Raw genomic sequence first — 25,347 nt, forward strand, 5'->3', positions numbered from 1 at the left:
CCTTTGTTTACCCCAGTCACTGACTTATGTAAGCGACCGGGGAGTCACGCCGTTGCCGCCTCGATGCAACGCGAATGTCCCGTGTATTAAATTAATCAGTGACGCACGCCGTCGTCATCTTCATCAACGAAATCTTCGTCGTCGTCTTCGTCACCCTCTTCGCCGTTCGGGTCTTCGAAGTAGGTGCCCCAGCCGTCGTATTCCACTTCAAAACGTTCGGCCAGGTCCATCAGCTGTTCAACCTGGGCGTCGATCAGCTCTGCCTTCAGCGCGCCTTCGCTCAGGATATCGCAGCAGATGACGGTGTCGCCCTCTTCCACTTCCAGCTCTTCTGGCTCGGTCACTTCGTAACCCAGACGGAACGCTTCAACCGCCAGTTTTTCCAGCGCTTCGAAATCATCCGCAGAGAAATGGTGCTCGATGGTGTACAGCGCATCCGGATCGCTGCCGTCTTCCAGCAGTTCTTCAATAATCAGTCGCGTCTCTTCGCGCTGTTCTTCCAGCAGTTCTGGGTTTGCCATGGCTCGTTCCTCTTTAAAGTGCGGCAGATACTTCTATTTTCACACACGGATGTGTTTGCCTCCACCTTTGTAAGAAAGATTTATGATACGGGGTTGCAAGTGAATATTGATACATATAAAGTGAATTTTAATTCAATAAGTGGCCTTTGCCATGTGAGGATAAAATGTCTGAACTGTATAAAAAACACTTCCTGAAATTGCTCGATTTTACCCCTGCACAGCTCACCTCTCTGCTTGCCCTGTCAGCACAGCTGAAATCCGACAAGAAAAAAGGTACCGAAGTACAAAAGCTTACTGGCAAAAACATCGCGCTCATCTTCGAAAAAGACTCTACCCGCACCAGATGCTCTTTCGAAGTTGCCGCGTTTGACCAGGGCGCACGTGTGACTTATCTCGGGCCGAGCGGCAGCCAGATTGGGCATAAAGAATCAATTAAAGATACCGCGCGCGTGCTGGGCCGGATGTATGACGGCATTCAGTATCGCGGATATGGCCAGGATGTGGTCGAAACTCTGGCGGAGTTTGCTGGCGTGCCGGTGTGGAACGGGCTGACCAACGAGTTCCACCCTACCCAGCTGTTAGCTGACCTGCTTACCATGCAGGAACATCTCCCGGGCAAGGCCTTTAACGAGATGGTGCTGGTTTATACCGGCGATGCGCGTAACAACATGGGTAACTCGATGCTGGAAGCGGCGGCGCTCACCGGGCTGGATCTGCGCCTGGTAGCACCTAAAGCCTGCTGGCCGGAAGAGAGCCTGGTGGCAGAGTGCAGCGCGCTGGCAGAAAAGAATGGCGGCAAGATCACCCTCACCGAAGATGTGGCGGCGGGCGTGAAGGGCGCAGACTTTATCTACACCGACGTGTGGGTGTCGATGGGGGAAGCCAAAGAGAAGTGGGCGGAGCGGATTGCGCTGCTGCGTGGCTATCAGGTGAACAGCCAGATGATGGCGCTGACGGGTAAACCGGATGTGAAGTTCCTGCACTGTCTGCCGGCGTTCCACGATGACCAGACCACGCTGGGCAAGCAGATGGCGAAGGAGTTCGATCTGCACGGCGGGATGGAAGTGACGGACGAGGTGTTTGAGTCAGCGGCAAGCGTGGTATTTGACCAGGCAGAAAACCGCATGCACACCATTAAGGCGGTGATGGTCGCCACCCTCGGTGAATAACCCCTATTATTTTTAAAATGCAGGAGGGTTGCGGCCCTCCTGCTATTCATCTTATCCGCTCGGGATAATATAAGCTCACCGGTTGATTAACTTGCCGATACTCGCACCTTGCCGTAAGGGCAGCACTTAAAAATACATTTTACCGGAGCAGCACATTCCTTGTTTTCCGGGTCGCGATGACCGGGGCAGCTGGACATATTGTGCATCACGCGCCACAGGGTGTGGCTGTATTTGTCTATTTGCAGAATATTAATATCGCGTAGCTCGTCATTAACGAATAAACGGTTATGACAAACATGGATTTCATCGCCGGGCTTAAAAAGCTTCTCGCCGTTATACCAGAGAATATATTTATGATTATGCGGAGTCAGAATCTTTGAAAATAACGTCCCAGTAGCCGGACTGGCAATCGTACCTAAAGCGATCCAAGTTTTAGAAGCAGTCATCCAAATACCTTTTAAACGAGCTATGCAAAATGCGTAAAGCCTTACGCTTAATGAGTGTAAGAGAACAATGAAAATGTGGTAATAGGTACAGCCTATCCTTTCAGGCAAGGGCGATAAGCCTTAACGATCACTTAAGTCAAATTTTTGCGTCATGGATATTAGGCTGAACAAAAGCCCGCCTCCCGGGTCGATTGATTTTTCAGCGTAAACAGGGTACGTTTTGGCCTTAATTCCCGTGCGGATGTGCCGAACTTATGCCTATTATTCAATCTGTTGAACGTGCCTTACAGATCCTCGATCTGTTTAACGAACAGGCGACGGAACTTAAAATCACCGACATCAGTAAACAGATGGGCCTGAGTAAGAGCACGCTCCATTCGCTTCTCAAAACCCTGCAACTGCATGGGTATATCGATCAGAACCCGGATAACGGCAAATACCGCCCTGGCATGAAGCTGGTGGAACGCGGCCACTTTGTGGTGAGTACGATGGATATTCGCCAGAAAGCGAAGCACTGGCTGACGGACCTGTCGGAGCGCACCGGGCAGACCACCCATCTGGGCATTCTGGACGGGCGCGAAGGGGTCTATATCGAGAAAATTGAAGGCAAGCTTGCTGCCATCGCCTACTCGCGCATTGGCCGTCGCCTGCCGGTGCATGCCACCGCCATCGGCAAAGTGCTGATCGCCTGGCTGAGCGACGCCGAGCTGAATACGCTACTCGACGGATATGAGTACACTACCTTTACGCCCGCGACCCTGGCCTCGCGCGAGGCGCTGCTGGCCGCGCTGGCGCAGACCCGTGAGCAGGGTTATGCCCTGGACAGCGAAGAGAACGAGCAGGGGGTGCGCTGCGTCTCGGTGCCGGTGCGTAACCATGAATCCCGCGTGATTGCCGCCCTGAGCCTGTCGACCCTGACCTCCCGCGTTAACGACGATGAACTGGCGCGTTTTCGCGAGCAGTTGCAGGAGGCCGGGCGCCAGCTCTCACGCGCGCTGGGCTACCCGGCCTGAAGGTTTACGCCGTGACTGGCGTATAGCTGAAGTACGCGAAATCGGCGTAGCAGCCGTCGCCGCTGATATCCTCACAGTGCAGCCCGACAAAGGCCCCGGTAAAGAAGCCTCGCCCACCGATATAGTCATCCGACAGTTTCCACGCCTCATAGGTGACGGGTACGGTCTGCCACGTCTCGCCATCAAACGAATAGCTGTAGCGGTAGACCAGACGATCGACATCCACCCGCAGCCATATGCTCTGCGCCTCATCCGGCACCGGAATGGGCTGCTCGTGCAGCGGCCACGACGGCACGTTGTGGTCAAGCTGGATCACCTTCAGGGTCCTGCCCTGCCCCTCCTCGAAATCGACAAAGCAGTAGCTCCAGTTTTTGCTGTTGTAGTAGCAGGTCAGGCCCGCGCTCTGCTGGAAGTGACGCGGGTCGAACGTCATGCACGTTTCCGCGCGGAAGGCAAAATGCTGCCAGCGGCGCGCCACGGTGGACTGGGTAAAGGTCGAGTTAAGGGAGTCATTGCCGTACAGGCGTAAAAAGCCCGGGCGCGCGCGCAGGGAGCCAAGCGTATCGTCGAACGGAATGCGCAGGGTTTGCAGCTCAGGATCGAGGCGCTCGCCGTCGAAATCATCCCGCCAGTGAGACGGCACCACGCCCTGGCTCTCGGCCATTTGCGGGCCTGGCACTGTCAGTCGGGCGTGTTTGCCGCCTTCCACGTACGGCCAGCCGTCGCGCCATTCGATGCGCGCAATCCCCGTCTCACGCCCCAGCGAACAGTAGCCACGTCCGCCAGCGGCCAGCAACGGCATGCCCGGCAGACGCTGCGGGCGGCTGGTGAGATAGGCCATGTACCACTCGCCGGTGTGGGTCTGGAGCAGCGAGCCGTGCCCGCTTTTTTGCAGCGGGTTCTCGGGCAGATGCCAGCTGGTCATCATCGACACCTCGGGGTGCAGCTCGTACGGGCCATCCAGCGTTTTCGCGCGCAGCACCACCACCGCGTGTTCGTAGCTGGTGCCCCCTTCGGCCACCATCAGATAGTACCAGCCGTCCTTACGGTAAATATGCGCCCCTTCGGTGTAGGCCAGCGGCGTGCCGGTGAAGAGGGTTTTACGCTCGGGCGACAGGGTGCCGGTCTGCGGATCAAATTCCTGCATCACGATGGTGTTGTGTGGATTGCTGTGATGGCGCGGCCCCCACGGGCGATAAATGTAGTATTTGCGGCCATCGTCGTCGTGGAACAGGGAGGGATCAAACCCGCCGTTGCCCATCGGGATCGGCTCACTCCAGGGGCCTTCGATGGAGGGGGCCGTTACCAGGAAGTTACGCCCGTTTTTCCACGGCGAATCGACAATTTTCACATCGGTATAGAGCAGCCAGAACTGCCCGTCGGCGTAGCTCAGGCACGGCGCCCAGATCCCGCCGGAATCCGGGTTGCCCTTCATATCCAGCATCGATACGCGATCCAGCGGGGTACTCACCAGCCGCCAGTTTTTCAGGTCGCGGGAGTGGTATATGCGCACGCCAGGGAACCACTCAAAGGTTGAGGTGGCGATGTAGTAATCCTCGCCCTGACGGCACATCGACGGGTCCGGGTTAAAGCCGGTCAGAATCGGGTTGGTAATGGTGTACATAGTGCCTCCTCCTTAATGAGATGCCGCCGTTGCCGCTTCGGGGATCGCTTCACCCTGAGCCGCGCGATGCATAAGTAACTGCTGGCTGATGGCTTCCACCCGCGCATCCGAGAGCTTATAAAACGACAGCATGGTGAACATGCCCACGTAGAGCACCACCGGCACCACGCAGAACAGAATTTTGATGGTGGTTAACACTTCGACCGGCTGCACGCTGCTGCTGGCGGAGTAGTTCACGTACGCCAGGATCCAGCCCACCACCGCGCCACCGATCGCCAGGCCGATCTTCAGGCTGAACAGATAGGTCGAGAACACCAGCCCGTCCAGACGGCGGCCGCTGCGGCTCTCTTCGTAATCCACCACGTCGGAGGCCATCAGCCACTGCAATGGCGTCGTGGTGTTAAACACAAACAGGAACAGAATGTTGAGGGCGAAAATCAGCGCCATATGCTCGGCCGGGGTGAAGAAAATCAGCAGGCTGATCAGGGAGTAGATGACAATAATCCACTTGAATGCCTTCACGCGGTCAAAACGGCCCAGCAGGCGGGAGGAGCAGAGCGAACCAAACATGGTGGCGATGCTGCCGTAAAGCAGAAACTGGGTCGCCATCTCCGGGTGGTCCATCACGTATTTCACGAAGTAGAGCGTCGCCCCACCGCGCACCACGTTGGAACAGGTGGCCATCATTTTGAAGGCGCACATGATCCGCCACTGGCTGTTGCCGAGCAGCAGCTTCAGATCTTTCGCGACCGACGACCCCGGCTGCACCTCAAAGGTGTAGCGCTCTTTGGTGGTGAAGAAGCAGACGTACAGCAGCACCACGCCACTCACTCCCAGCACACACATGGCGCCAAAGTAACCGAGCTGCTCGTTGCCGTTCCCGATGATCCCCACCAGCGGCAGGGCAATACCGCTGATCGCCAGCGATCCCGCCGCCGCCAGGAAAAAGCGCCACGACTGCAGGGCATGGCGCTCCTTCGGATCGGCGGTGATCACCCCTGGCATGGCGCAGTAAGGCACGTTGACGAAGGTATAAACCAGCGTCAGCAGGATGTAGGTGACGCAGGCGTAAATAATTTTGCCGTTGGCGGAGAAGTCCGGCGTGTAAAACGTCAGCATACAGACGATGCTAAACGGGATCGCGCCCCACAGCAGGAACGGGCGGAACTGGCCGTGACGGGTACGGGAGCGGTCCACCAGCAGCCCCATCAGCGGGTCGGTCACCGCATCCAGCACGCGAGAGACCAAAAACAGCGTGCCCATAATGCCCGCCGACAGGCCAAACACATCGGTATAAAAGTAGGCGAGCAGGAACATGGTCGCCTGCCAGACAAAGCCGCAAGCGGTATCACCCAGCCCGTAGCCAATTTTATCTTTCATGGTTAATTGCATCATCAGAAATACACCCTTATTTAGTGTGCTGAATTCACAACATCGTGTTAATGGAGTGTAATAAGCTGTTCAATTAACCAGCAATGGTCAGATCTTGTTTCTGAATTACGTTATTTTGCTTTTGTGACACGACGCCATATAAGGTAAATAATTGTTTTTAGAGGATTAAAAATAATAAAAAACAAACACAGCAAAGCCGCCCACGGAATATTTCCCGTAGGCGACAAAAGTGATAAATATATTTAAACCCGAGCGCTTTTTTCCCGGCGTTTATTACCTCGATGATTTTATCGGTGTCATAAATACAGCCTTTCCAGGTGCCGCCACTTATTGACTGTAATGCCGCCCACAGCCGCGTATCGTCAGGTAAAAAATCATGGGCATGCAACTCCGGGTGTGGCTGACGACGTGCCAGCTCCACCGCCCCCTCTGCCGGGGTGAGCGGTGCCAGCGGCGTGCCGATAAAGTTGACGCTGCCGGTCAGGGAAAGGCGGTCCACCACAATCTCGATGATGTCGTTATCGCGCAGTTTGCCAATCGGCCCACCGGCCAGCGCTTCGGGGGCCACATGCCCAAAACAGGCGCCGGTGGAGACGCCCGAGAAGCGAGCATCGGTGATCAGCGATACCGTTTTCCCCCAGGAGACATGCTTGAGCGCCGAAGTCAGCTGATAGGTCTCTTCCATCCCGGTGCCGGACGGCCCGCCGCCGATCACCACCATGATGTCGCCCTGTTCGATCTCGCCGCTTTTGATCGCCTTGATCGCCCGGGCTTCCGAGACAAACACCCGCGCCCGCCCGGTGTGACGGTACACCCCGTCCTCACCCACGACCGACGGGTCGATCGCCGTGGCCTTGATCACCGATCCTTCCGGCGCGATGTTGCCCACCGGGAACGCCACCGTGGAGGTCAGCCCCCGGGCTTTGGCGCGTTCCGGCGGCAGGATCACGTCGTCAGGATCGACGCCATCCTGCTCGCGCAGGCACTGCCGGAAGCGTTCGCGGCGCACCGAGGCCTGCCACCAGTCGAGGTTTTCCCCGACGGTCTGCCCGGTCACCGTCATGGCATCTTCATGCAGCAGACCCAGCGCGCGCAGATGGAGCATTACTTCCGGCACGCCGCCCGCGAGGAACGCCCGCACTGTCGGGTGATAATCCGGCCCGTTGGGCAGAACGCTCACCAGCCGCGGCACCTTACGGTTGATGCGCGTCCAGTGATCGACGTCAGGAATGGTGCAGCCCGCCGCATGGGCAATGGCCGGGATATGCAGCAGCAGGTTGGTCGAGCCGCCGAACGCGGCATGGATCACCATCGCGTTCTCAATCGCTTTGTCGGTGAGGATATCGCGTGTGGTGATGCCGCGGTTATCCAGCTCCACCACCGCCCGGGCGGACTGGCGGGAAATCTCCAGCCACACGTCCTGGCCGGACGGGGCCAGTGCGGAATGCGGCAGCGCCAGCCCTAAGGCTTCGGCCACCACCTGTGACGTCCCGGCTGTGCCCAGGAACTGGCAGCCACCGCCCGGCGACGCGCAGGCGCGACACCCCAGCTCGGCGGCCTCCTGCAACGAAAGCTCATGGTTGGCGTAACGTGCGCCGATGGTCTGCACCTTGCCCGCATCCTCGCCAAAGGTGGGCGGCAGCGTGGCCCCGCCCGGCACCAGAATGGTCGGCAGGTTGTGCATCGAAGCCAACGCAATCATGGTGGCAGGCAGGCCTTTATCGCAGGTTGCAACCCCGATCACCGCCCGGCGCGTCGGCAGGGAGCGGATCAGCCGACGAAACACGATCGCCGCGTCGTTGCGATACGGCAGGGAGTCGAACATGCCGTGCGTGCCCTGGGAGCGACCGTCGCAGGGATCGCTGACAAAGGCGGCAAACGGGATCCCGCCATTGCGGGTGATCTCTTTCGCCGCCGCCTGCATCTGCAGGCCAATCTCCCAGTGGCCGGTGTGATAACCCAGCGCCACCGGGCGGCCATCGCCCGCGCGGATCCCACCCTGCGTGCCAATAATCAGCACCTCTTTGCCGGTGAGTTTATTGGCATCCCACCCCATCCCGGCGTTCTGCGTCATGCCAAACAAATTGCCGCTCGGCGATTCCATCAGCATCTGCGGGGTCAGGGGGAGCGCCCCCTGTGGCCCGGCCGCATGGGTGATCACCGAATAGAAGGCGTCGTCCTGTGGGGTAAAAATCTTCTCTATCGACATCGTGACCGTCCGACTCAGCAGAGCTTGAGCTGTTGCAGCAGCGCTTTCAGCTGCGCCTTGCGCGGTTCATCCAGCGGCCCGGCAGGCGGCAGCACGTGGGTGGAGACCGGACGCACGCAGAGCGAAATGGCCTCTTTAATCACGTTCACGAACGGGGCATCCAGCTGATACATCTGCGGAATTTGCAGCAGGGTCTGATGATACTGCGCCGCCCGGGCCAGATCGCCATCGCGGAAAGCCTGCAACAGTTTCACCGAAATCTGCGGTGCAAAGTTGCCGCTGGCGGAGATCGCCCCATCGCCACCCAACAGCAGGGTATTGAACAGGTGATCGTCATAGCCGCACAGCACCACAAAGTCGGGGTGCGCCGCCTTGACGGTGAGGATCATGCTGCGCAGATGGGCCACGGAGTCGATGGTGTCTTTAATCCCCACGATATTGCGGCGAGAGTCCACCAGGGTTTTGACAAGCTGCGGGGTCAGATCCTGCCCGGTCAACGCCGGGAAGTTATAGAGGATCACCGGCAGGGTCACGCTGTCAGCCACCTGCTCGAAGTAGCGGATCAGGTTCGCTTCAGACACTTTCCAGTAGTAGGGGTTAATCACCACGATGCCGTCTGCGCCGACCTGCTGTGCGTGCTGGCTCAACTCGATGGTTTCCCGGGCGTTGGTGCCCCGGGTGCCGATCAGCACCGGTACCCGGCGATCCACATGGGCGACAGCAAATTCTGCGATGGCTTTGCGTTCTTCGGTGTTGAGCTGCGAAAACTCCCCGCCGCTGCCCAAAAAGAACAGGCCATTTACACCAGCGTCGATCATGCTGTCGATTAACGCGGCGGTACCGGCTTTATCCAGCGCGCCGTCGGCGGTGAAGATAGTGGAGACAGGGGGAATAATGCCCGAGAACGATTGAGTCTGCTGCATGGGATCTCCTTGCTGAAAGCATTTGTTCTACATTATAGAACAGCGTTCGTTTATTTGATTTTCATACTATGACGCAGAAAAAGCGCAGGTAAATGGGAAGGAAAGAAGGAGTGTAGAAAATTTAAGCTGGATCACATATTAAAGGGTGCGGCCTGAGGCCCTCACTCTCTCCCGCTGGGCTGAGGGTTCCCCACAAAAATATTGGCACGGTCGACTTCCGCTCCCCTTTGGGGAGAGGGTTGGGTGAGGGATCCCCCATAAAAAATGGGCACGATCAGCTCCCTCTCCCCTTTGGTGAGAGGGCTGGGGTGAGGGATCCCTACAAAAAAATGGGCACGGTCAGCTCCCTCTCCTCTTTGGGAAGAGGGTTGGGCTGAGGGATCCCCCATAAAAAATGGGCACGGTCAGCTCCCTCTCCCCTTTGGTGAGAGGGCTGGGGTGAGGGATCCCTACAAAAAAATGGGCACGGTCAGCTCCCTCTCCCCTTTGGGGAGAGGGTTGGGGTGAGGGGAACATGCGACTCAGGTGATTGTTCCGTTCACTTTAGGTTCTGCACTTCTCTGCCAGCCGCGTCACCCGTGAACGTGCCAGGGGGGCTCGCCGCCTCCCCCCTGGCTACCCCGGCTCCCGGCAAAGAAAATCGCCGCTTCGCGGTGCACTCAGCTTATTCCTCCAGGCTTTCGGGTCGGGCACCAGCCTGCATCCCTGCAGGCTATGCCCTCTCGGCGCGTCCCTGCGCCTCGCCCCGGCCTTACGGAAACGCTTCGTCGATTTTCAGCCGGACAGGGGAGCCGCTGTAAGTCTTTTAAGATATTGTGATTATTTCATTGCTTTAAGGGCAATAAAATTACCGGATATCCCTTAGCTCTGTGAGAGAGGGCCGGGATGAGGGGCTTAACTTTGCAGCATTTTAACAACAACTTTTCTGACCTGCGCAGGCGCGCCCACCGCGCACAGCGGTTTGTGCACTTCGCCTGGGTAGAAGACTACGAAGTCGCCCTCGCTTAACACCAGGGTTTTCTCCTGCTCGCCTTCCGGCAGAAACGCAATGTCTTTATCCGCCAGCCAGTCGGTGTCCGGCGTGCCGTTTGGCAGGGTGCTGAAGGTCATCCCTTCCTGGCCTTTCAGCACGATCTGGATATCCAGATAGCGGGCGTGATACTCGGCGCGACGCTCTTCAAATGGCTGGGTCATGTCTTCGGAGACCAGATAGAACAGATTGTTGCCGTCGATGTCGTGCTTACCGGTTGGGGTCGCGTCTGACACATGCGTTTTAACATGTTCGATCGCCTGACGCAGCGCCTGTGGCAGCCAGGACTGGAGGTTGTGAATGTTGCCAACGAGCATGATGATATCCTCAATATAAAACATCGTTTCATTTTAAGCTTTTATACGAGAATTTTAGCTGCCATACCACTTCTTTTTGTGCGTGCTTTGCATTAGCGCATAACCATGCACACCTAACCGTTTACGTTGCGTAAAGTGTGCATTATTCGCTTGATCCGCCAATCAGGCTGCGTATAATGCCCCACAATTTGCCGGGAGGAAGCATGGTCAAACAGTGTCTACAGAGTGTCGTAGCGCGTCTTAAAAAAGACGCTGGCCTGCCGTTTTTCTTCCCGTTGCAGTCCCTATTCCAGAAGCCCCTCATTTGAGGGGCTTTTTTTTGCCCGGCGTCAGGAGATAAAAATGAATCCGCTTTATCAAAAACACATCATTTCCATCAACGACCTCAGCCGTGAAGAGCTGGAGCTGGTTCTTGAAACCGCGGCAAAACTGAAAGCCAACCCGCAGCCGGAGTTGCTGAAGCACAAGGTGATCGCCAGCTGCTTCTTTGAAGCCTCCACCCGTACCCGCCTGTCGTTCGAGACCTCCATCCACCGTCTGGGCGCAAGCGTCGTGGGCTTCTCCGACAGCAGCAACACCTCGCTGGGGAAAAAAGGCGAGACCCTCGCGGATACCATCTCAGTGATCAGCACCTACGTTGACGCCATCGTGATGCGTCACCCGCAGGAGGGCGCCGCGCGTCTGGCGACCGAGTTCTCTGGCGGCGTTCCGGTGCTGAACGCCGGGGATGGCGCTAACCAGCATCCGACCCAGACCCTGCTGGATCTGTTCACCATTCAGGAGACCCAGGGCCGTCTGGAGAACCTGAACATCGCCATGGTCGGCGACCTGAAATATGGCCGCACCGTCCACTCCCTGACGCAGGCGCTGGCGAAGTTCAACGGCAACCGCTTCTACTTCGTCGCCCCGGACGCGCTGGCGATGCCGCAGTACATCCTCGATATGCTCGATGAGAAAGGCATCCCGTGGAGCCTGCACGCCAGCATCGAAGAGATGATGGCCGAGGTGGATATTCTGTATATGACCCGCGTGCAGAAAGAGCGTCTTGATCCGTCAGAGTACGCCAACGTCAAGGCGCAGTTCGTCCTGCGCGCCAGCGATCTTGAGGGCGCACGCAGTAACATGAAAGTGCTGCACCCGCTGCCGCGTATCGATGAGATCACCACTGACGTGGATAAGACGCCGCACGCCTGGTACTTCCAGCAGGCCGGGAACGGCATCTTCGCTCGCCAGGCGTTATTGGCACTGGTTCTGAATCGCGACTTAGCTCTGTAAGGGGAAATGACCATGACACACGATAACAAACTCCAGGTCGAAGCCATCAAACGTGGCACCGTAATTGACCATATCCCTGCGCAGGTGGGCTTTAAGCTGCTGACCCTGTTCAAACTGACCGAAACCGACCAGCGCATCACCATCGGCCTGAACCTGCCTTCTGGCGAGATGGGCCGTAAAGATCTGATTAAAATCGAGAACACCTTCCTGACCGACGAGCAGGTTAACCAGCTGTCGCTGTACGCACCGGAAGCGACCGTCAACCGCATCGACGATTACGAAGTGGTGGGCAAATCCCGCCCGAGTCTGCCGGATCGTATTGAAAGCGTGCTGGTCTGCCCGAACAGCAACTGCATCAGCCATGCTGAGCCGGTTAACTCCAGTTTTGCAGTGAAAAAGCGCGCCAACGACATCGCGCTCAAATGTAAATACTGCGAAAAAGAGTTTTCTCATAATGTGGTGCTGGCCAACTAATCGCGGTGGTAAAGCATGCCTGCCTCTTTATAATGGCAGGCATACTCATAACGCTGTAATTCAGGAGAAATCATGACCAAAGTACTCGCGACGGAAAATGCACCTGCAGCTATCGGCCCATACGTTCAGGGCGTTGATCTTGGCAGCATGATCATCACCTCCGGCCAGATCCCGGTGAACCCAAAAACCGGCGAAGTGGCGGAAGACGTCTCTGCCCAGGCGCGTCAGTCGCTGGAAAACGTTAAAGCGATCGTTGAATCTGCTGGCCTGAAAGTGGGCGATATCGTGAAAACGACCGTGTTCGTTAAAGATCTCAATGACTTTGCCACCGTTAACGCCACCTACGAAGCGTTCTTCACCGAGCACAATGCGGGCTTCCCGGCACGCTCCTGCGTGGAAGTGGCGCGTCTGCCAAAAGACGTGAAAATCGAAATTGAAGCGATTGCCGTGCGCCGCTAAATAATTATTTACTAAGTAAAAGGCAGCCTGGGCTGCCTTTTTTATTATCTGAATACACAGAGAGAAATATCCTTCAAGCATTTTCACTATTCTTTTTCATCTCTGCTTGAAATGACTAATTTTTTATTCCAGCCGATACTAGCCGTGCCCAAAACTCATTAATCATCTTTAATGGAATAAAAAATGAAATTGTCAAAAATTGCGTTGGCACTTGCCACACTCACGGTTGCTTCGTCGGCTTTAGCACATGGTTATGTGGAGTCTCCGGCCAGCCGCGCTTATATGTGTAAGCTCGGTAAAAATATCGACTGCGGTACCGTTCAATATGAACCACAGAGCGTGGAACGTACGTCTGGCTTCCCGACAGGTGCCCTGCCGCCAGATGGTCAGCTTGCCAGCGCCGGTATTTCGCAATATTCCCAGCTTGATCGTCAGAGCCTGAATGCCTGGACCAAAACACCAATTACCGCCGGTAAAAATACATTTACCTGGTATCACACTGCACCGCATAAAACCGTTAACTGGCGTTGGTATATTACCAAGCAAGACTGGAATCCAAATAAACCGCTGACCCGCGATCAATTTGAATCCACTCCATTCTGTACTGTTAACGGTAATGGCCAGGCACCGTCTCCACGTCAGGAAATGAGCTGTAATGTTCCTCAGCGTACCGGTTACCAGGTTATTTACGCGGTATGGGAAATTGCCGATACCACTAACAGCTTCTACCAGGCAATCGACGTTGATTTCGGCAACGGTGGCAATGTCACCCCAGACGAAACCCCGGCAGTGGTTTCCGAGTGGACCCATTCCCTGGACGGCCAGATCTCCGGTAACAACATCAACCCAGGCGACAAAGTGATCGCGCGCTTCTTCGATGCTAACGGTGAAGTTGCTTCCATGCGCACCGAACTGACTGTCTCCTCTGCATCTCAGGGCCAGGCAAATCAGTGGGCATTCGATCTGGCGCAGGCGATCAACGCAGCACACAGCGATGTACGTGTCGGGGTGAAAGATGAAAGCGGCGTGGTTAACCCGGTTCACGGCGCGAACAACGTCTACGTGAAAGACGGTAGCGCCCTGAAATCTGTCGCCATCTCTTATGAAGAGCAGCAGACTCAGGCCAGCGAAGATATCGCTGTGACCAACGTGCAGTTCAGCAAAGTTAAAGACGGCGCGGCAACCGTGACCTTCCATGTTAACACCCAGGGGGACGTCAACCTGGAAGCCCGTGTGATGAACCACGTCGGTGCAGAAAAAGGTTATGTGAAGCAGGACATGAACAACGCCAACCAGGACGTGACCATGAACCTGACTGACGTGACCCCTGGCCACCACATGCTGAAATACTTCGCGACCAACAAAGATGGCGTTATGTTCGCGCAGGACGTGATCGACATGATGCTGGAAGGCGAAGCCAGTGCGGATACCGGTGCTGCGGGTAAATACGACTTTACCTTCCCGCAGAATCTTTCGTCTTACAAAGCAGACACTGTGGTTCTGCAACCGAAGAATGGCAAAACTTACAAATGTAAGAAAGCGCCATACAGCGGCTACTGCGTGCAGTACGCACCAACGGCTAACCAGTTTGAACCAGGTGTAGGTTCTCACTGGCAGATGGCGTGGACGCTGCAGAAATAGTGATGTAAACGCCCGGCATACAGAGGCGTTTACGCTGTTTGCCGGTGACGCTTCGTTTGCCGGGCCTGCAAGGTCATCCCTCCGCAGGCCCGGCAGGCGTAGCGCCACCGGGCAGGCGTTTTACCCTACTGATTGCGCGTGGCGCGCAGCAGTTTCTCCAGCGGATACACCGCCGCAATCACCACCTCATCCTGAATCTGCGCCGCGTTATCTAACTCCCCCTGAATCGACGCAATCTCGGTATCATCCAGCGTCCCCTGTCGTGCCACCAGATCCGTCAGGCGCAGCCCTATCGCCGCCAGTTTATCCACCGTCAGAATCACCGGCTTCAGCGCTTTAAGCTGATAGTTGTTCCCCGCCAGCGCCAGCGCGTCCGGGGTGTTGGTCTGCCAGCGGGTAAACAGATGACGCAGCGATTCCGCGCTTTCGCTGTCTTCAGCATCGCTCACCAGACGCTCAACCCAGCGGTTCATCTGCCGCACCGTGTTACTTTCCGGTGCCAGCGCGTCGGCAAAACGGTTCAGCGGCTCAAACAGGTCGTAATTCCCGGCCTGGAACTTGAGATGGTTACGGGTGTAATACTGGGCAGGCTCCAGCGCCTGGGCGAGGATGTTCAGTGCCAGCGTGTCGGTGGTATTCCCCAGACGCGTGAACTGCGCCTGCTGCCGGGCGTGTTGCTGTAACCCTACCGACACCGTTGACCAGGTGTCCATCGCCTGCAGGCGGGTGTACATGTTCTCGACATCGTTCACCTCCTGCGCCGACCACAGCCGCTCCGCCACCGCAAACGCCCGTGGCCACAGCTTGATATCGAGCACCGGGGCCGCGACGTTTTCCGCCCACAGCGCCGCCTCGCCGCCCAGCAGATTGGCCTGCTGGCTGGCATCCGGCACCGCCGGGGCGATCCCTTCCGGCACCGCGTCCAGCCGCTGGCCCGTCACCGGATAGCGGCTGTTGCCCAGCAGGAAATAGCCCTCGATCTTGTCATCTTTCACCGTCACCACCGGGCGGGTCTCCCCCATCCAGGTATCGACGGTGAAGCTTACCTGGTTGTCGCTGCGCCAGTCGATGTCCTGCACTGCACGCCGCGATTTGCCGTTGAAATCGATAAACCCACGCCAGCCCGCGTCACCTTTTACCAGCGTGAAGCTCCCCTCCACCGGCTTGCCCTTCAGGCGCGGCAGGGTAAAGGACCAGCTCTGGGCGCTGTCGCGGTCGGTGATGACGTCCACATTGTTTAGCCCCTGGGGCACGATCTCATTGCGGTAGTGATAGGCGGTGTACTGGGGCTGATCGAGATAAAACCCGGTGGAGAGGATCCCTTTATAGCCCTGCTTCGCCACCTCACCCAGTGCGTCCTGCCCTTGCCAGGACTGGATCAGGATGCTTTTCGGCAGATCCGGGTGGAAGATCTCATCCCAGCCCACCATCTGACGCTGGTTCTTTTCGAGGATCGTCTCCAGCTTGCGGTTGAAATACGCCTGCAACGCGTGGCTGTCGGCCAGTTTGTTGTCGCGCATAAACTGCTGGATGGCAGGATTCGCTTTCCACTGGCTGTCGTCCACCTCATCGCCGCCGATGTGCAGATAGGGATCCGGGAAGATCGCCGCCAGTTCGGCGATCATCGCTCCGGCAAATGCATACGTAGCCTCTTTGGTAGGATCCATTACCGGCTTGAGCACGCCCCAGTGGCGCTCCATCTCATACGGCCCCGGCGCGCTCATCAGTTCCGGGTAGGCCACCGCAATGGCCGAAGCGTGGCCCGGCATGTCAATTTCAGGCACCACGCGAACACCACGCGCAGTGGCGTAGCGCACCACGTCGCGCATCTGATCCTGGGTGTAGAACAGACCGTCGCTGGCAAGTTCGGTCAGTTTCGGATAGCGCTTCGAGGCAAAACGCCAGCCCTGATCGTCGGTTAAGTGCCAGTGCAGCACGTTAAGCTTTGCCGCCGCCATGCCGTCGATCTGGCGTTTGATGTCGTCGAGCGGAATAAAGTGGCGGGCCGAATCGAGCAGCAGGCCGCGCCACGGGAAGCGCGGGGCATCCTCAATGGCGACCCACGGCAGGGAAGTGTTTTCCGCACCGTTCTGGATCAGCTGGAGCAGAGTTTCCATCGCCCGCAGCGCGCCGAAGCGCGTATTGGCGGTGATATTCACCCCGCTGGCGTCCACGGTGAGTTTGTAGCTTTCGTCGCTGTCCGGTTTGGGCTGCGGAGCCACTTTGCGGGCGATGGCGATGGTCACCGTCGGCTTCGCCGGTTTATCGGCCTGCGGCTGGAGCGTCCAGCCGGTCTGCTGCGCCACCCGCTGGCGCAGACGGGTCACCGCATCGCCGAGATCGTCCCCGGAGACGCTGACCGAGAAGTCATTGCTGATGACCAGCGCGCCCTGGGTGGCAGGACGTTCGACCTTTGCAGGCCAGGGCATCAGGGGAAGATCGCCTGCCGGGGCGGCAAACGCAGAAAAGCCGAGCATAAGCCCGGCGGTTAACAAGCTGTACCGTAACATGAATGTTCCTTATTTGACGGGCCGAAAAAAGGCAAAACATTCTGTTAACATGCGTACAAATTGTCGTCAAGCAAATGGCATGGCGGGGATCACAGGTTCTTGAATTTGAGAGGAAAGCCAGTCCCCTCACCCCGGCCCTCTCCCCAAAGGGGCGAGGGGGAAAAGACCGCACCGGCGGTCCCCTCACCCCGGCTCTCTCCCCACAGGGGCGAGGGGGAAAAGACCGCACCGGCGGTCCCCTCACCCCGGCCCTCTCCCCACAGGGGCGAGGGGGAAAAGATCGTACCGGGCGATCCCTCACCCCGGCCCTGTCCCCACAGGGGCGAGGGGGAAAAGACCGTACCGGGCGATCCCCTCACTCCGGCCCTCTTCCCAGAGGGGCGAGGGGGAAAACCGCACCGGGCTGTCCCCTCACCCAAGCCCTCTCCCCAAAGGGGCGAGGGGGAAAGACCGTACCGGGCTGTCCCCTCACCCCGGCCCTCTCCCCTCAGGGGCGAGGGGGGAAAACCGCATCGGGCTGTCCCCTCACCCCGGCCCTCTCCCCACAGGGGCGAGGGAGGAAAGACCGCACCGGGCTGTCACCTCACCCCGGCCCTCTCCCCAAAGGGGCGAGGGGGAAAAGACCGCACCGGGCTGTCCCCTCACCCCGGCTCTCTCCCCACAGGGGCGAGGGGGAAAAGACCGCACCGGGCAGCCCCTTCACCCAGGCCCTCTCCCCAAAGGGGCGAGGGGGAAAAACCGCACCGGACTGTCCCGTTACCCCGACCCTCTCCCTATAAGAGCCAGAGGCAAAAGACCGCACCAGACTGTCCCCTCTCCCTTTTAGGGAGAGGGTTAGGGTGAGGGTGAGGGTGAGGGTGAAGGTGAAGGTGAGGTGAGTAAAAACAGGTCACTGCCACCCATACCGGCGGCTATAGAACCCTTTCACCATCTGCGTCAGCACCATATAGCCCGCGAGGATCGCCACCAGCCACGGGAAGTAGCTCAGCGGTAGCGCCTGCAATTGCAGATAGCCTGCCAGCGGCGAGAACGGTAGCGCGATGCCGAGCACCATCACCAGTCCGGTCATCAGGATCAGCGGCCAGGCGGCGCGGCTCTGGAGGAACGGGATCCGCCGCGTGCGGATCATGTGCACAATCAGCGTTTGCGACAGCAGCCCGACCACAAACCAGCCGGACTGGAACAGCGTCTGTTGTTCCGGCGTGGTGGCATGGAACACAAACCACATCAGGCAGAAGGTCAAAATGTCAAAGATCGAACTGATTGGACCGAAAAAGAGCATGAAACGGCCCAGTTCTGCCGGCTCCCAGCGCTGCGGCTTTTGGATCTGCTCATCATCGACATTATCAAACGGGATCGCCACCTGCGAGACGTCGTACATCAGGTTCTGGATCAGCAGGTGCAGCGGCAGCATCGGCAGGAAGGGCAGAAACGCGCTCGCCACCAGCACGCTGAAGACGTTGCCGAAGTTGGAGCTGGCGGTCATTTTGATGTACTTGAGCATGTTGGCGAAGGTGCGGCGGCCTTCGATCACCCCCTCTTCAAGCACCATCAGGCTCTTCTCCAGCAGAATGATGTCCGCCGCCTCCCGGGCGATATCCACCGCGCCATCCACCGAAATCCCGATATCCGCGGCACGCAGCGCGGGCGCATCGTTAATGCCATCTCCCATAAAGCCCACCACATGCCCTTCGCGCTTCAGCAGAGTGACAATGCGCTCTTTGTGCATCGGGGTCAGGCGCGCGAACAGCGTGGTGCGCTTCGCAAGGGTTGCCAGCTCGTCGTCGGAAAGCGTTTCGATCTCGCTGCCCGTCACCACCTTGCCCGCATCCAGGCCGACTTCGCGGCACACCTTTGCGGCCACCAGCTCGCTGTCGCCGGTGAGGATTTTCACCGTGATGCCGCTGTTTTTCAGCGCTTTGAGCGCCGGGGCGGTGGTCTCTTTCGGCGGATCGAGGAAGGCAATATAGCCTTCGAGGATCAGATCCGATTCGTCAATACGCTGGTAATCTCCTTCGCGGGCCGGCAAAAACTTGCTGGCGACCGCCACCACCCGCAGCCCCTGGCGGTTGAGGTTGTCGGTGACGCGCCGGATGCGCCGCAACATGCTGTCGTCCAGCGGCACAATCTCGCCGTTATGCCACACCTGGGTCGACACGTTCAGGATCTCCTGCAGCGCCCCTTTACAGATCAGCTGATGGACGCCCTGCTCTTCACTTACCACCACCGACATGCGGCGGCGCTCAAAATCAAAGGGGATCTCATCCACTTTCTGCCAGCGGGTCGAGAGTGTGCGGGCGACGGCTTCATCCACCCCTTCCAGTACCGCGACGTCGAGCAGGTTCTTCAGCCCGGTCTGGTAATGGCTGTTCAGCCAGGCAGTGTTCAGCACCCGCTCGCACTCCTTGCCCGAGACGTCGGTATGGTGCTCCAGCACAATTTTGTCCTGGGTCAGGGTGCCGGTTTTGTCGGTGCAGAGGATGTCCATGGCGCCAAAGTTCTGAATGGCGTCGAGGTGTTTGACGATCACCTTTTGCTTCGAGAGTTTGACTGCCCCACGCGCCAGGGTCGAGGTAACAATCATCGGCAGCATTTCCGGGGTCAGCCCCACCGCCACCGAGAGCGCAAACAGCGCCGCTTCCCACCAGTCACCTTTGGTGTAGCCGTTAATCAGCAGCACGATGGGCGTCATCACCAGCATGAAGCGGATCAGCAGCATGCTGATGCGGCCAATCCCCTGCTGAAAGGCGTTCGGCTCGCTCTCCTGCTCGCTGACGCGCCCGGCCAGTTGCCCGAACCAGGTATTGCCCCCGGTGGCGATCACCATCGCCTGCGCCGTGCCGCTCACCACCGTGGTGCCCATAAAGCACAGGGTGTCGCACTCCAGCGGGTTGCTCTGCTGCGGATCGCGGCTGTGGGCCACCTTTTCCACCGGCAGGGATTCCCCGGTCAGCGAAGCCTGGGCCACAAACAGATCCCGCGCCTGGAGAAGGCGTAAATCCGCCGGGATCATGTCCCCGGCCGCCAGCTTAACCACATCGCCCACCACCAGCTGGTCAATCGGTAGCTCCTGCCAGACGCTTTCGCCTTTATCGTTGATCGTCCTTAAGACGGTAGCGGTGTTGCTGACCATCGCCTTCAGGGCATCTGCCGCCCGGGTGGAGCGGGCCTCCTGGATAAAGTTCAGCAGCGTGGAGATGCCCACCATCAGGGCGATCACCCCGGCGGCAAACAGATCTTCAGTGGCATAGGAGATAACGCCCAGCACCGTCAGCAGCAGGTTAAAGGGGTTGCGGTAGCAGACCCACAGATGCACCCACCAGCGGGCCGGTTTTTGTGCCGGGATCTGATTTTCGCCATGTGTGGCGCGGGCGGTTTCGACCTCGGCAGCCGTCAGCCCTTCCGGGTGGCTGGCAAACGTCCGCCACAGGTCAGGCTCTTCCATCGCGGCGATTCGCAGACAGTGGGCGGCCAGTGCGCCGGGAATGACGGCATCGGTTTTGCCCGTTGCCATTGGATCGCGCTGCACCAGACGGCGCGGCAGGTGGCGGCCCAGCCGGGCCAGCAGCTGTTGTGTGAAATTTTTGAACATAACACGTCCCCCGCACCCGTGAAGACGGGCGCAGTCTTGCCTTCAGACGTGACAAAGCCACGCCTGAGCGGCGGTATCAGTTATGCAGGAACGTTGAATAACGTCACTGCCTTACGCATCCGGTAAGACAGTGAGAACAGGCTTACCGGAAAGAAAGGGTTCTCCCTCGCGGGAGAGGGGTGGGATCGGGATCCATATCGCCTCCGGTAAGTAAAAAAAGGTAAGTCGGCGCGCAGTATAGTGTTTTAGCCGTACCGTTTGTGACTATTCGGGCGGTATGATAGCGCCCAGGCATTAAACCAAACGTAAACCAGACTTTGCTCATTGCGGAACCGGACCCCCGATTTAGGCTTATTGATTATTTCATCAATGCGTTACAGGAATGAAAGCATGCAGAACCGCCTCACCATTAAAGACATCGCGCGTCTGAGCGGCGTGGGTAAATCCACCGTCTCACGGGTGCTGAACAACGAAAGTGGTGTCAGCGAACGCACCCGCGAACGCGTTGAGGCGGTAATGAATCAGCACGGCTTCTCCCCGTCGCGCTCGGCGCGCGCCATGCGGGGGCAGAGCGACAAAGTGGTGGCGATCATGGTCACCCGTCTGGATTCGCTGTCGGAAAACCTTGCCGTGCAGACCATGCTGCCTGTCTTCTACGAACAGGGTTACGATCCGATCATGATGGAGAGCAAGTTCTCGCCGCAGATGGTGGAAGAGCATCTCGGGATGCTGAAACGCCGCAACATCGACGGTGTGGTGCTGTTTGGCTTCACCGGCCTTAACGAGCAGATGCTCACGCCGTGGCAGTCGTCGCTGGTGCTGCTGGCGCGCGATGCCCGCGGCTTTGCCTCCGTATGCTACGACGATGAAGGGGCGATCCGCATTCTGATGCAGCGCCTGTATGACAGCGGCCATCGCCATATCAGCTATCTCGGCGTGCCGCACACCGACGTCACCACCGGCCAGCGCCGCCACAATGCCTATCTGGAATTCTGCAAAAAGTATGCGTTGCCTGCCGTGGCCGCGTTACCCGGTCTTGGAATGAAACAGGGCTATGAAAAGGTGCCTGACGTGCTGACCCCACAGACGACTGCCCTGGTCTGTGCCACGGATACGTTGGCTCTGGGCGCAAGTAAGTACTTACAAGAGCAGCGCCTCGACGGCCTGCAGCTGGCGAGCGTGGGTAACACGCCGCTGATGAAGTTCCTTCACCCGGAGATTATTACCGTCGATCCTGGCTACGCCGAATCCGGCCGCCAGACCGCTATGCAGTTGATTGAGCAGATCAACGGCCGCAGCGAACCCCGCCAGATCGTCATTCCCGCCACCCTCTCCTGAGCGTTAAAAGACGCTTTATTGTGATCCTCGCCCGGTTTCGGGAACGTTCCCATTTTCGTTATTACCGGTTCAGAGTAGGCTTGCCACCAGTCCATAACCCCCTACCATCTGTCATGAGGTTTCATGATGAGCAAAGTAAAACAAACGGATATCGACCAGTTAATCGTGCTGGTTGGCGGACGTGACAACATCGCCACGGTCAGCCACTGCATCACCCGCCTGCGCTTTGTGCTAAACGACCCGGCCAAAGCGAATCCCAAAGCCATCGAGGAGCTGTCGATGGTGAAAGGCTGCTTTACCAATGCGGGCCAGTTCCAGGTAGTGATCGGCACCGACGTGGGTGATTACTATAAGGCGCTGCTGGCCACCACCGGCCACTCGTCGGCGGATAAAGAGCAGGCCAAAAAAGCCGCGCGCCAGAACATGAAATGGCATGAACAGCTCATTTCACATTTCGCGGAGATCTTCTTCCCGCTTCTGCCTGCGCTGATCAGCGGGGGCTTAATCCTCGGCTTCCGTAACGTGATTGGCGATGTGCCGATGAGCGGCGGCAAAACCCTGGCCCAGATGTATCCGGCCCTGCAAAGCATCTATGACTTCCTGTGGCTGATTGGCGAGGCGATCTTCTTCTATCTGCCGGTGGGGATCTGCTGGTCGGCGGTGCGCAAAATGGGCGGTACGCCGATTCTGGGTATCGTACTGGGCGTAACGCTGGTCTCTCCGCAGTTAATGAACGCTTACTTACTTGGACAGCAGGTACCTGAAGTGTGGAACTTCGGCCTGTTTACTATCGCCAAAGTCGGCTATCAGGCCCAGGTGATCCCGGCCCTGCTGGCCGGTCTGGCGCTGGGGATGATTGAGACCCGCCTGAAGCGCATGGTGCCGGACTACCTCTATCTGGTGGTGGTGCCGGTGTGCTCCCTGATCCTCGCGGTGTTCCTCGCCCACGCCTTTATCGGTCCGTTTGGCCGCATGATCGGTGACGGCGTGGCCTACGCGGTGCGCCACCTGATGACCGGCAGCTTCGCCCCGATTGGTGCCGCGCTGTTTGGCTTCCTGTATGCCCCGCTGGTGATCACTGGCGTGCATCAGACCACCCTGGCGATTGATATGCAGATGATCCAGAGCCTCGGCGGCACCCCGGTATGGCCGCTCATCGCCCTGTCGAACATTGCCCAGGCCTCGGCGGTTACCGGCATCATTATCGTCAGCCGGAAGCATAACGAACGTGAAATCTCGGTTCCAGCGGCGATCTCCGCCTACCTCGGTGTCACCGAACCGGCGATGTACGGCATCAACCTGAAATACCGCTTCCCGATGCTGTGCGCCATGATCGGCTCCGGGCTGGCGGGCCTGCTGTGCGGCCTGAACAGCGTGATGGCTAACGGCATTGGTGTCGGCGGCCTGCCGGGTATCCTCTCCATCCAGCCGGGCTACTGGCAGGTGTTCTCCCTGGCGATGGCCATTGCGATTATCGTACCGATGGCACTGACCACCGTGATCTACCAGCGCAAATTCCGTCAGGGCGCGTTACAGATTGTTTAATTTTTTTCGGGGCGCCGTTGCGCCCCTTCGCATTTGCAGGAACGCAAGATGAATACCCTTCCTCATTGGTGGCAAAACGGCGTCATCTATCAGATCTACCCGAAGAGTTTCCAGGACACCACCGGGCGTGGCACCGGCGATTTACGCGGCGTGACCTCGCGTCTCGACTACCTCAGCACCCTCGGCATCGACGCCATCTGGCTGACGCCGTTCTATATCTCCCCGCAGGTGGATAACGGCTACGATGTGGCGAACTACATCAGCATCGATCCGGCCTACGGCACACTGGATGATTTTGACGAGCTGGTGGCCGAGGCCCATAAACGCGGGATCCGCATCGTGCTGGATATGGTGTTTAACCATACCTCCACCCAGCATGCGTGGTTCCGTGAGTCGCTTAATAAAGAGAGTCCGTACCGCGAGTTCTATATCTGGCGCGACGGTACCCCGGAGCAGCTGCCGAACAACTGGCGCTCCAAGTTTGGCGGTAACGCCTGGCGCTGGCATGCCGAAAGCGAGCAGTACTATCTGCACCTGTTTGCCCCGGAGCAGGCAGACCTGAACTGGGAAAACCCGCAGGTGCGCGCCGAGCTGAAAAAGGTGTGCGAATTCTGGGCCGATCGCGGCGTGGACGGCCTGCGTCTCGACGTGATTAACCTGGTGTCGAAAGACCAGGATTTCCCCGACGATGAGATCGGCGATGGCCGCCGCTTTTACACCGACGGGCCGCGCATTCACGACTATCTGCAGGAGATGAGCCGCGACGTCTTTACCCCGCGCAACCTGATGACGGTGGGCGAGATGTCCTCTACTCATCTGGCGCACTGTCAGCAGTACGCGGCGCTCGACGGGCGTGAGCTGTCGATGACCTTTAACTTCCACCATCTGAAGGTGGATTACCCCAACGGCGAGAAGTGGACGCTGGCCAAACCGGATTTTGTGGCGCTGAAGGCCCTCTTCAGCCACTGGCAGCAGGGTATGCACAATAAAGCCTGGAATGCGCTGTTCTGGTGTAACCACGACCAGCCGCGCATCGTCTCGCGTTTTGGCGACGAGGGGGAATACCGCGTTCCGGCGGCGAAGATGCTGGCGATGGTGCTGCACGGTATGCAGGGCACGCCTTATGTCTACCAGGGTGAAGAGATTGGCATGACCAACCCACACTTTAGCCGCATCACCGACTACCGCGACGTGGAGAGCCACAACATGTTCGCCGAGCTGCGCACGCAGGGGCGGGATGCCGACGAGCTGCTGGCGATCCTCGCAAGTAAGTCCCGCGACAACAGCCGCACGCCAATGCAGTGGGATGCCTCGGCCCATGCCGGGTTCACTACCGGCGAGCCGTGGATCGCTCTGGGGAATAACGCGGAAGCAATCAACGTCGAGGCGGCGCTGGCCGATCCCGACTCGGTGTTTTACGCCTACCAGGCGTTGATCAAACTGCGTAAAACCCTGCCGGTACTGACCTGGGGGGATTATCAAGATCTGCTCCCGGATCATCCGTCGCTGTGGTGCTATCGCCGTCAGTGGCAGGGCCAGACACTGATGGTGGTCGCCAGCCTGAGCCGCGAGTGCCAGCCGTGGCATCCGCAGGCGGTGGAAGGCGACTGGCAGGTAGTGATGAGCAACTACAGCGAAGTCTCGCCGCAGCCTGGCGCCATGACCCTGCGACCGTTTGAAGCGGTATGGTGGCTACAGGCCTGACGCTATCCGCCGGGCCCGCACGGTTGCCCGGCGCACGCTTTTTTTGATGCAAAATCAACCAGATTAGCGCTTGAATAATTTACAAACCCCGGATCGCCCGTCATCTGTACACTCTGTTTTTTACCTTGTCCTGAATCAAATAAATCGCAAACTTGTTTGATGCAA

19 protein-coding genes and 1 pseudogene are annotated in these 25,347 nt (G+C 58.3%); 11 read left to right on the forward strand and 9 right to left on the reverse strand.

Annotated elements, in window-relative coordinates; all coding sequences use genetic code 11:
- Nucleotides 1-95: 95 nt before the first annotated feature.
- On the reverse strand, nucleotides 96-521 hold the full coding sequence (gene rraB, locus C3F35_RS09215) for a ribonuclease E inhibitor RraB (protein ID WP_032616269.1): 426 nt from the start codon (nucleotides 519-521) through the stop codon (nucleotides 96-98).
- Between rraB and argL the strand changes: the two genes are divergently transcribed.
- Nucleotides 411-716, forward strand: a complete 306-nt coding sequence (gene argL / locus C3F35_RS27355; protein ID WP_371320495.1) for a putative translational regulatory protein ArgL — start codon at nucleotides 411-413, stop codon at nucleotides 714-716. The genes rraB and argL overlap by 111 nt on opposite strands.
- Nucleotides 686-1,690 (forward strand): ornithine carbamoyltransferase, encoded by a 1,005-nt coding sequence (gene argF / locus C3F35_RS09220; protein WP_103793149.1) that lies wholly within the window; start codon nucleotides 686-688, stop codon nucleotides 1,688-1,690. The genes argL and argF overlap by 31 nt, the downstream gene beginning before the upstream one ends.
- An 86-nt stretch (nucleotides 1,691-1,776) precedes the next feature.
- On the opposite strand, the gene C3F35_RS09225 is transcribed toward argF, so the two are convergent.
- Nucleotides 1,777-2,136, reverse strand: a complete 360-nt coding sequence (locus tag C3F35_RS09225) for a hypothetical protein (protein ID WP_103793148.1) — start codon at nucleotides 2,134-2,136, stop codon at nucleotides 1,777-1,779.
- 254 nt (nucleotides 2,137-2,390) lie between these two features.
- Here C3F35_RS09225 and C3F35_RS09230 point away from each other — a divergent pair, with 254 nt between their 5' ends.
- Nucleotides 2,391-3,149 carry an IclR family transcriptional regulator gene (locus C3F35_RS09230; protein WP_059308865.1) on the forward strand — a complete coding sequence of 253 codons (759 nt, stop codon included), beginning with the start codon at nucleotides 2,391-2,393 and terminating at the stop codon, nucleotides 3,147-3,149.
- 4 nt (nucleotides 3,150-3,153) lie between these two features.
- On the opposite strand, the gene C3F35_RS09235 is transcribed toward C3F35_RS09230, so the two are convergent.
- From C3F35_RS09235 to C3F35_RS09255, 5 genes and pseudogenes are all read right to left on the reverse strand, one after another.
- Complete coding sequence (locus C3F35_RS09235) at nucleotides 3,154-4,773, reverse strand: glycoside hydrolase family 43 protein (RefSeq protein WP_103793147.1); 1,620 nt, start codon at nucleotides 4,771-4,773, stop codon at nucleotides 3,154-3,156.
- A gap of 12 nt (nucleotides 4,774-4,785) precedes the next feature.
- Nucleotides 4,786-6,168 (reverse strand): MFS transporter, encoded by a 1,383-nt coding sequence (locus tag C3F35_RS09240; protein ID WP_103793146.1) that lies wholly within the window; start codon nucleotides 6,166-6,168, stop codon nucleotides 4,786-4,788.
- A gap of 244 nt (nucleotides 6,169-6,412) precedes the next feature.
- Nucleotides 6,413-8,374 (reverse strand): annotated as a pseudogene (locus tag C3F35_RS09245) (YjhG/YagF family D-xylonate dehydratase); the annotation flags it as partial.
- Between the two features lie 14 nt (nucleotides 8,375-8,388).
- Nucleotides 8,389-9,297, reverse strand: a complete 909-nt coding sequence (locus C3F35_RS09250) for a dihydrodipicolinate synthase family protein (protein WP_103793145.1) — start codon at nucleotides 9,295-9,297, stop codon at nucleotides 8,389-8,391.
- Nucleotides 9,298-10,191: 894 nt separating this feature from the next.
- Nucleotides 10,192-10,644 (reverse strand): YhcH/YjgK/YiaL family protein, encoded by a 453-nt coding sequence (locus C3F35_RS09255; protein WP_103793154.1) that lies wholly within the window; start codon nucleotides 10,642-10,644, stop codon nucleotides 10,192-10,194.
- Between the two features lie 203 nt (nucleotides 10,645-10,847).
- Between C3F35_RS09255 and C3F35_RS09260 the strand changes: the two genes are divergently transcribed.
- From C3F35_RS09260 to gbpA, 5 genes are all read left to right on the forward strand, one after another.
- The gene (locus tag C3F35_RS09260; RefSeq protein ID WP_143111897.1) at nucleotides 10,848-10,952 is read left to right on the forward strand and encodes a pyrBI operon leader peptide; all 105 of its coding nucleotides are present in this window, start codon (nucleotides 10,848-10,850) and stop codon (nucleotides 10,950-10,952) included.
- A gap of 34 nt (nucleotides 10,953-10,986) precedes the next feature.
- Nucleotides 10,987-11,919: an aspartate carbamoyltransferase gene (pyrB, locus tag C3F35_RS09265; RefSeq protein ID WP_032616262.1), complete on the forward strand. Its 933-nt coding sequence runs from the start codon at nucleotides 10,987-10,989 to the stop codon at nucleotides 11,917-11,919.
- A gap of 12 nt (nucleotides 11,920-11,931) precedes the next feature.
- The gene (gene pyrI, locus C3F35_RS09270) at nucleotides 11,932-12,393 is read left to right on the forward strand and encodes an aspartate carbamoyltransferase regulatory subunit (RefSeq protein WP_059308870.1); all 462 of its coding nucleotides are present in this window, start codon (nucleotides 11,932-11,934) and stop codon (nucleotides 12,391-12,393) included.
- A gap of 72 nt (nucleotides 12,394-12,465) precedes the next feature.
- Nucleotides 12,466-12,852: a 2-iminobutanoate/2-iminopropanoate deaminase gene (gene ridA / locus C3F35_RS09275; protein ID WP_032616260.1), complete on the forward strand. Its 387-nt coding sequence runs from the start codon at nucleotides 12,466-12,468 to the stop codon at nucleotides 12,850-12,852.
- Nucleotides 12,853-13,035: 183 nt separating this feature from the next.
- Nucleotides 13,036-14,493, forward strand: coding sequence for an N-acetylglucosamine-binding protein GbpA (gbpA, locus tag C3F35_RS09280; RefSeq protein WP_103793144.1), 1,458 nt, complete (start codon nucleotides 13,036-13,038; stop codon nucleotides 14,491-14,493).
- Nucleotides 14,494-14,618: 125 nt separating this feature from the next.
- Here gbpA and C3F35_RS09285 read toward each other — a convergent pair whose 3' ends face one another.
- Both C3F35_RS09285 and mgtA read right to left on the reverse strand, forming a co-directional pair.
- Complete coding sequence (locus tag C3F35_RS09285; protein WP_103793143.1) at nucleotides 14,619-17,003, reverse strand: beta-N-acetylhexosaminidase; 2,385 nt, start codon at nucleotides 17,001-17,003, stop codon at nucleotides 14,619-14,621.
- A gap of 889 nt (nucleotides 17,004-17,892) precedes the next feature.
- Nucleotides 17,893-20,595: a magnesium-translocating P-type ATPase gene (gene mgtA / locus C3F35_RS09290; RefSeq protein WP_103793142.1), complete on the reverse strand. Its 2,703-nt coding sequence runs from the start codon at nucleotides 20,593-20,595 to the stop codon at nucleotides 17,893-17,895.
- Between the two features lie 390 nt (nucleotides 20,596-20,985).
- Between mgtA and treR the strand changes: the two genes are divergently transcribed.
- From treR to treC, 3 genes are all read left to right on the forward strand, one after another.
- Complete coding sequence (gene treR, locus C3F35_RS09300; protein ID WP_103793140.1) at nucleotides 20,986-21,933, forward strand: trehalose operon repressor TreR; 948 nt, start codon at nucleotides 20,986-20,988, stop codon at nucleotides 21,931-21,933.
- Between the two features lie 126 nt (nucleotides 21,934-22,059).
- Nucleotides 22,060-23,478 (forward strand): PTS trehalose transporter subunit IIBC, encoded by a 1,419-nt coding sequence (gene treB / locus C3F35_RS09305; RefSeq protein WP_032616258.1) that lies wholly within the window; start codon nucleotides 22,060-22,062, stop codon nucleotides 23,476-23,478.
- 48 nt (nucleotides 23,479-23,526) lie between these two features.
- The gene (treC, locus tag C3F35_RS09310; protein ID WP_103793139.1) at nucleotides 23,527-25,182 is read left to right on the forward strand and encodes an alpha,alpha-phosphotrehalase; all 1,656 of its coding nucleotides are present in this window, start codon (nucleotides 23,527-23,529) and stop codon (nucleotides 25,180-25,182) included.
- The last annotated feature ends 165 nt before the right edge of the window (nucleotides 25,183-25,347 follow it).

The organism is Leclercia sp. LSNIH3, assembly GCF_002935105.1.
GTDB classification, from domain to species: Bacteria; Pseudomonadota; Gammaproteobacteria; order Enterobacterales; family Enterobacteriaceae; genus Enterobacter; species Enterobacter adecarboxylatus.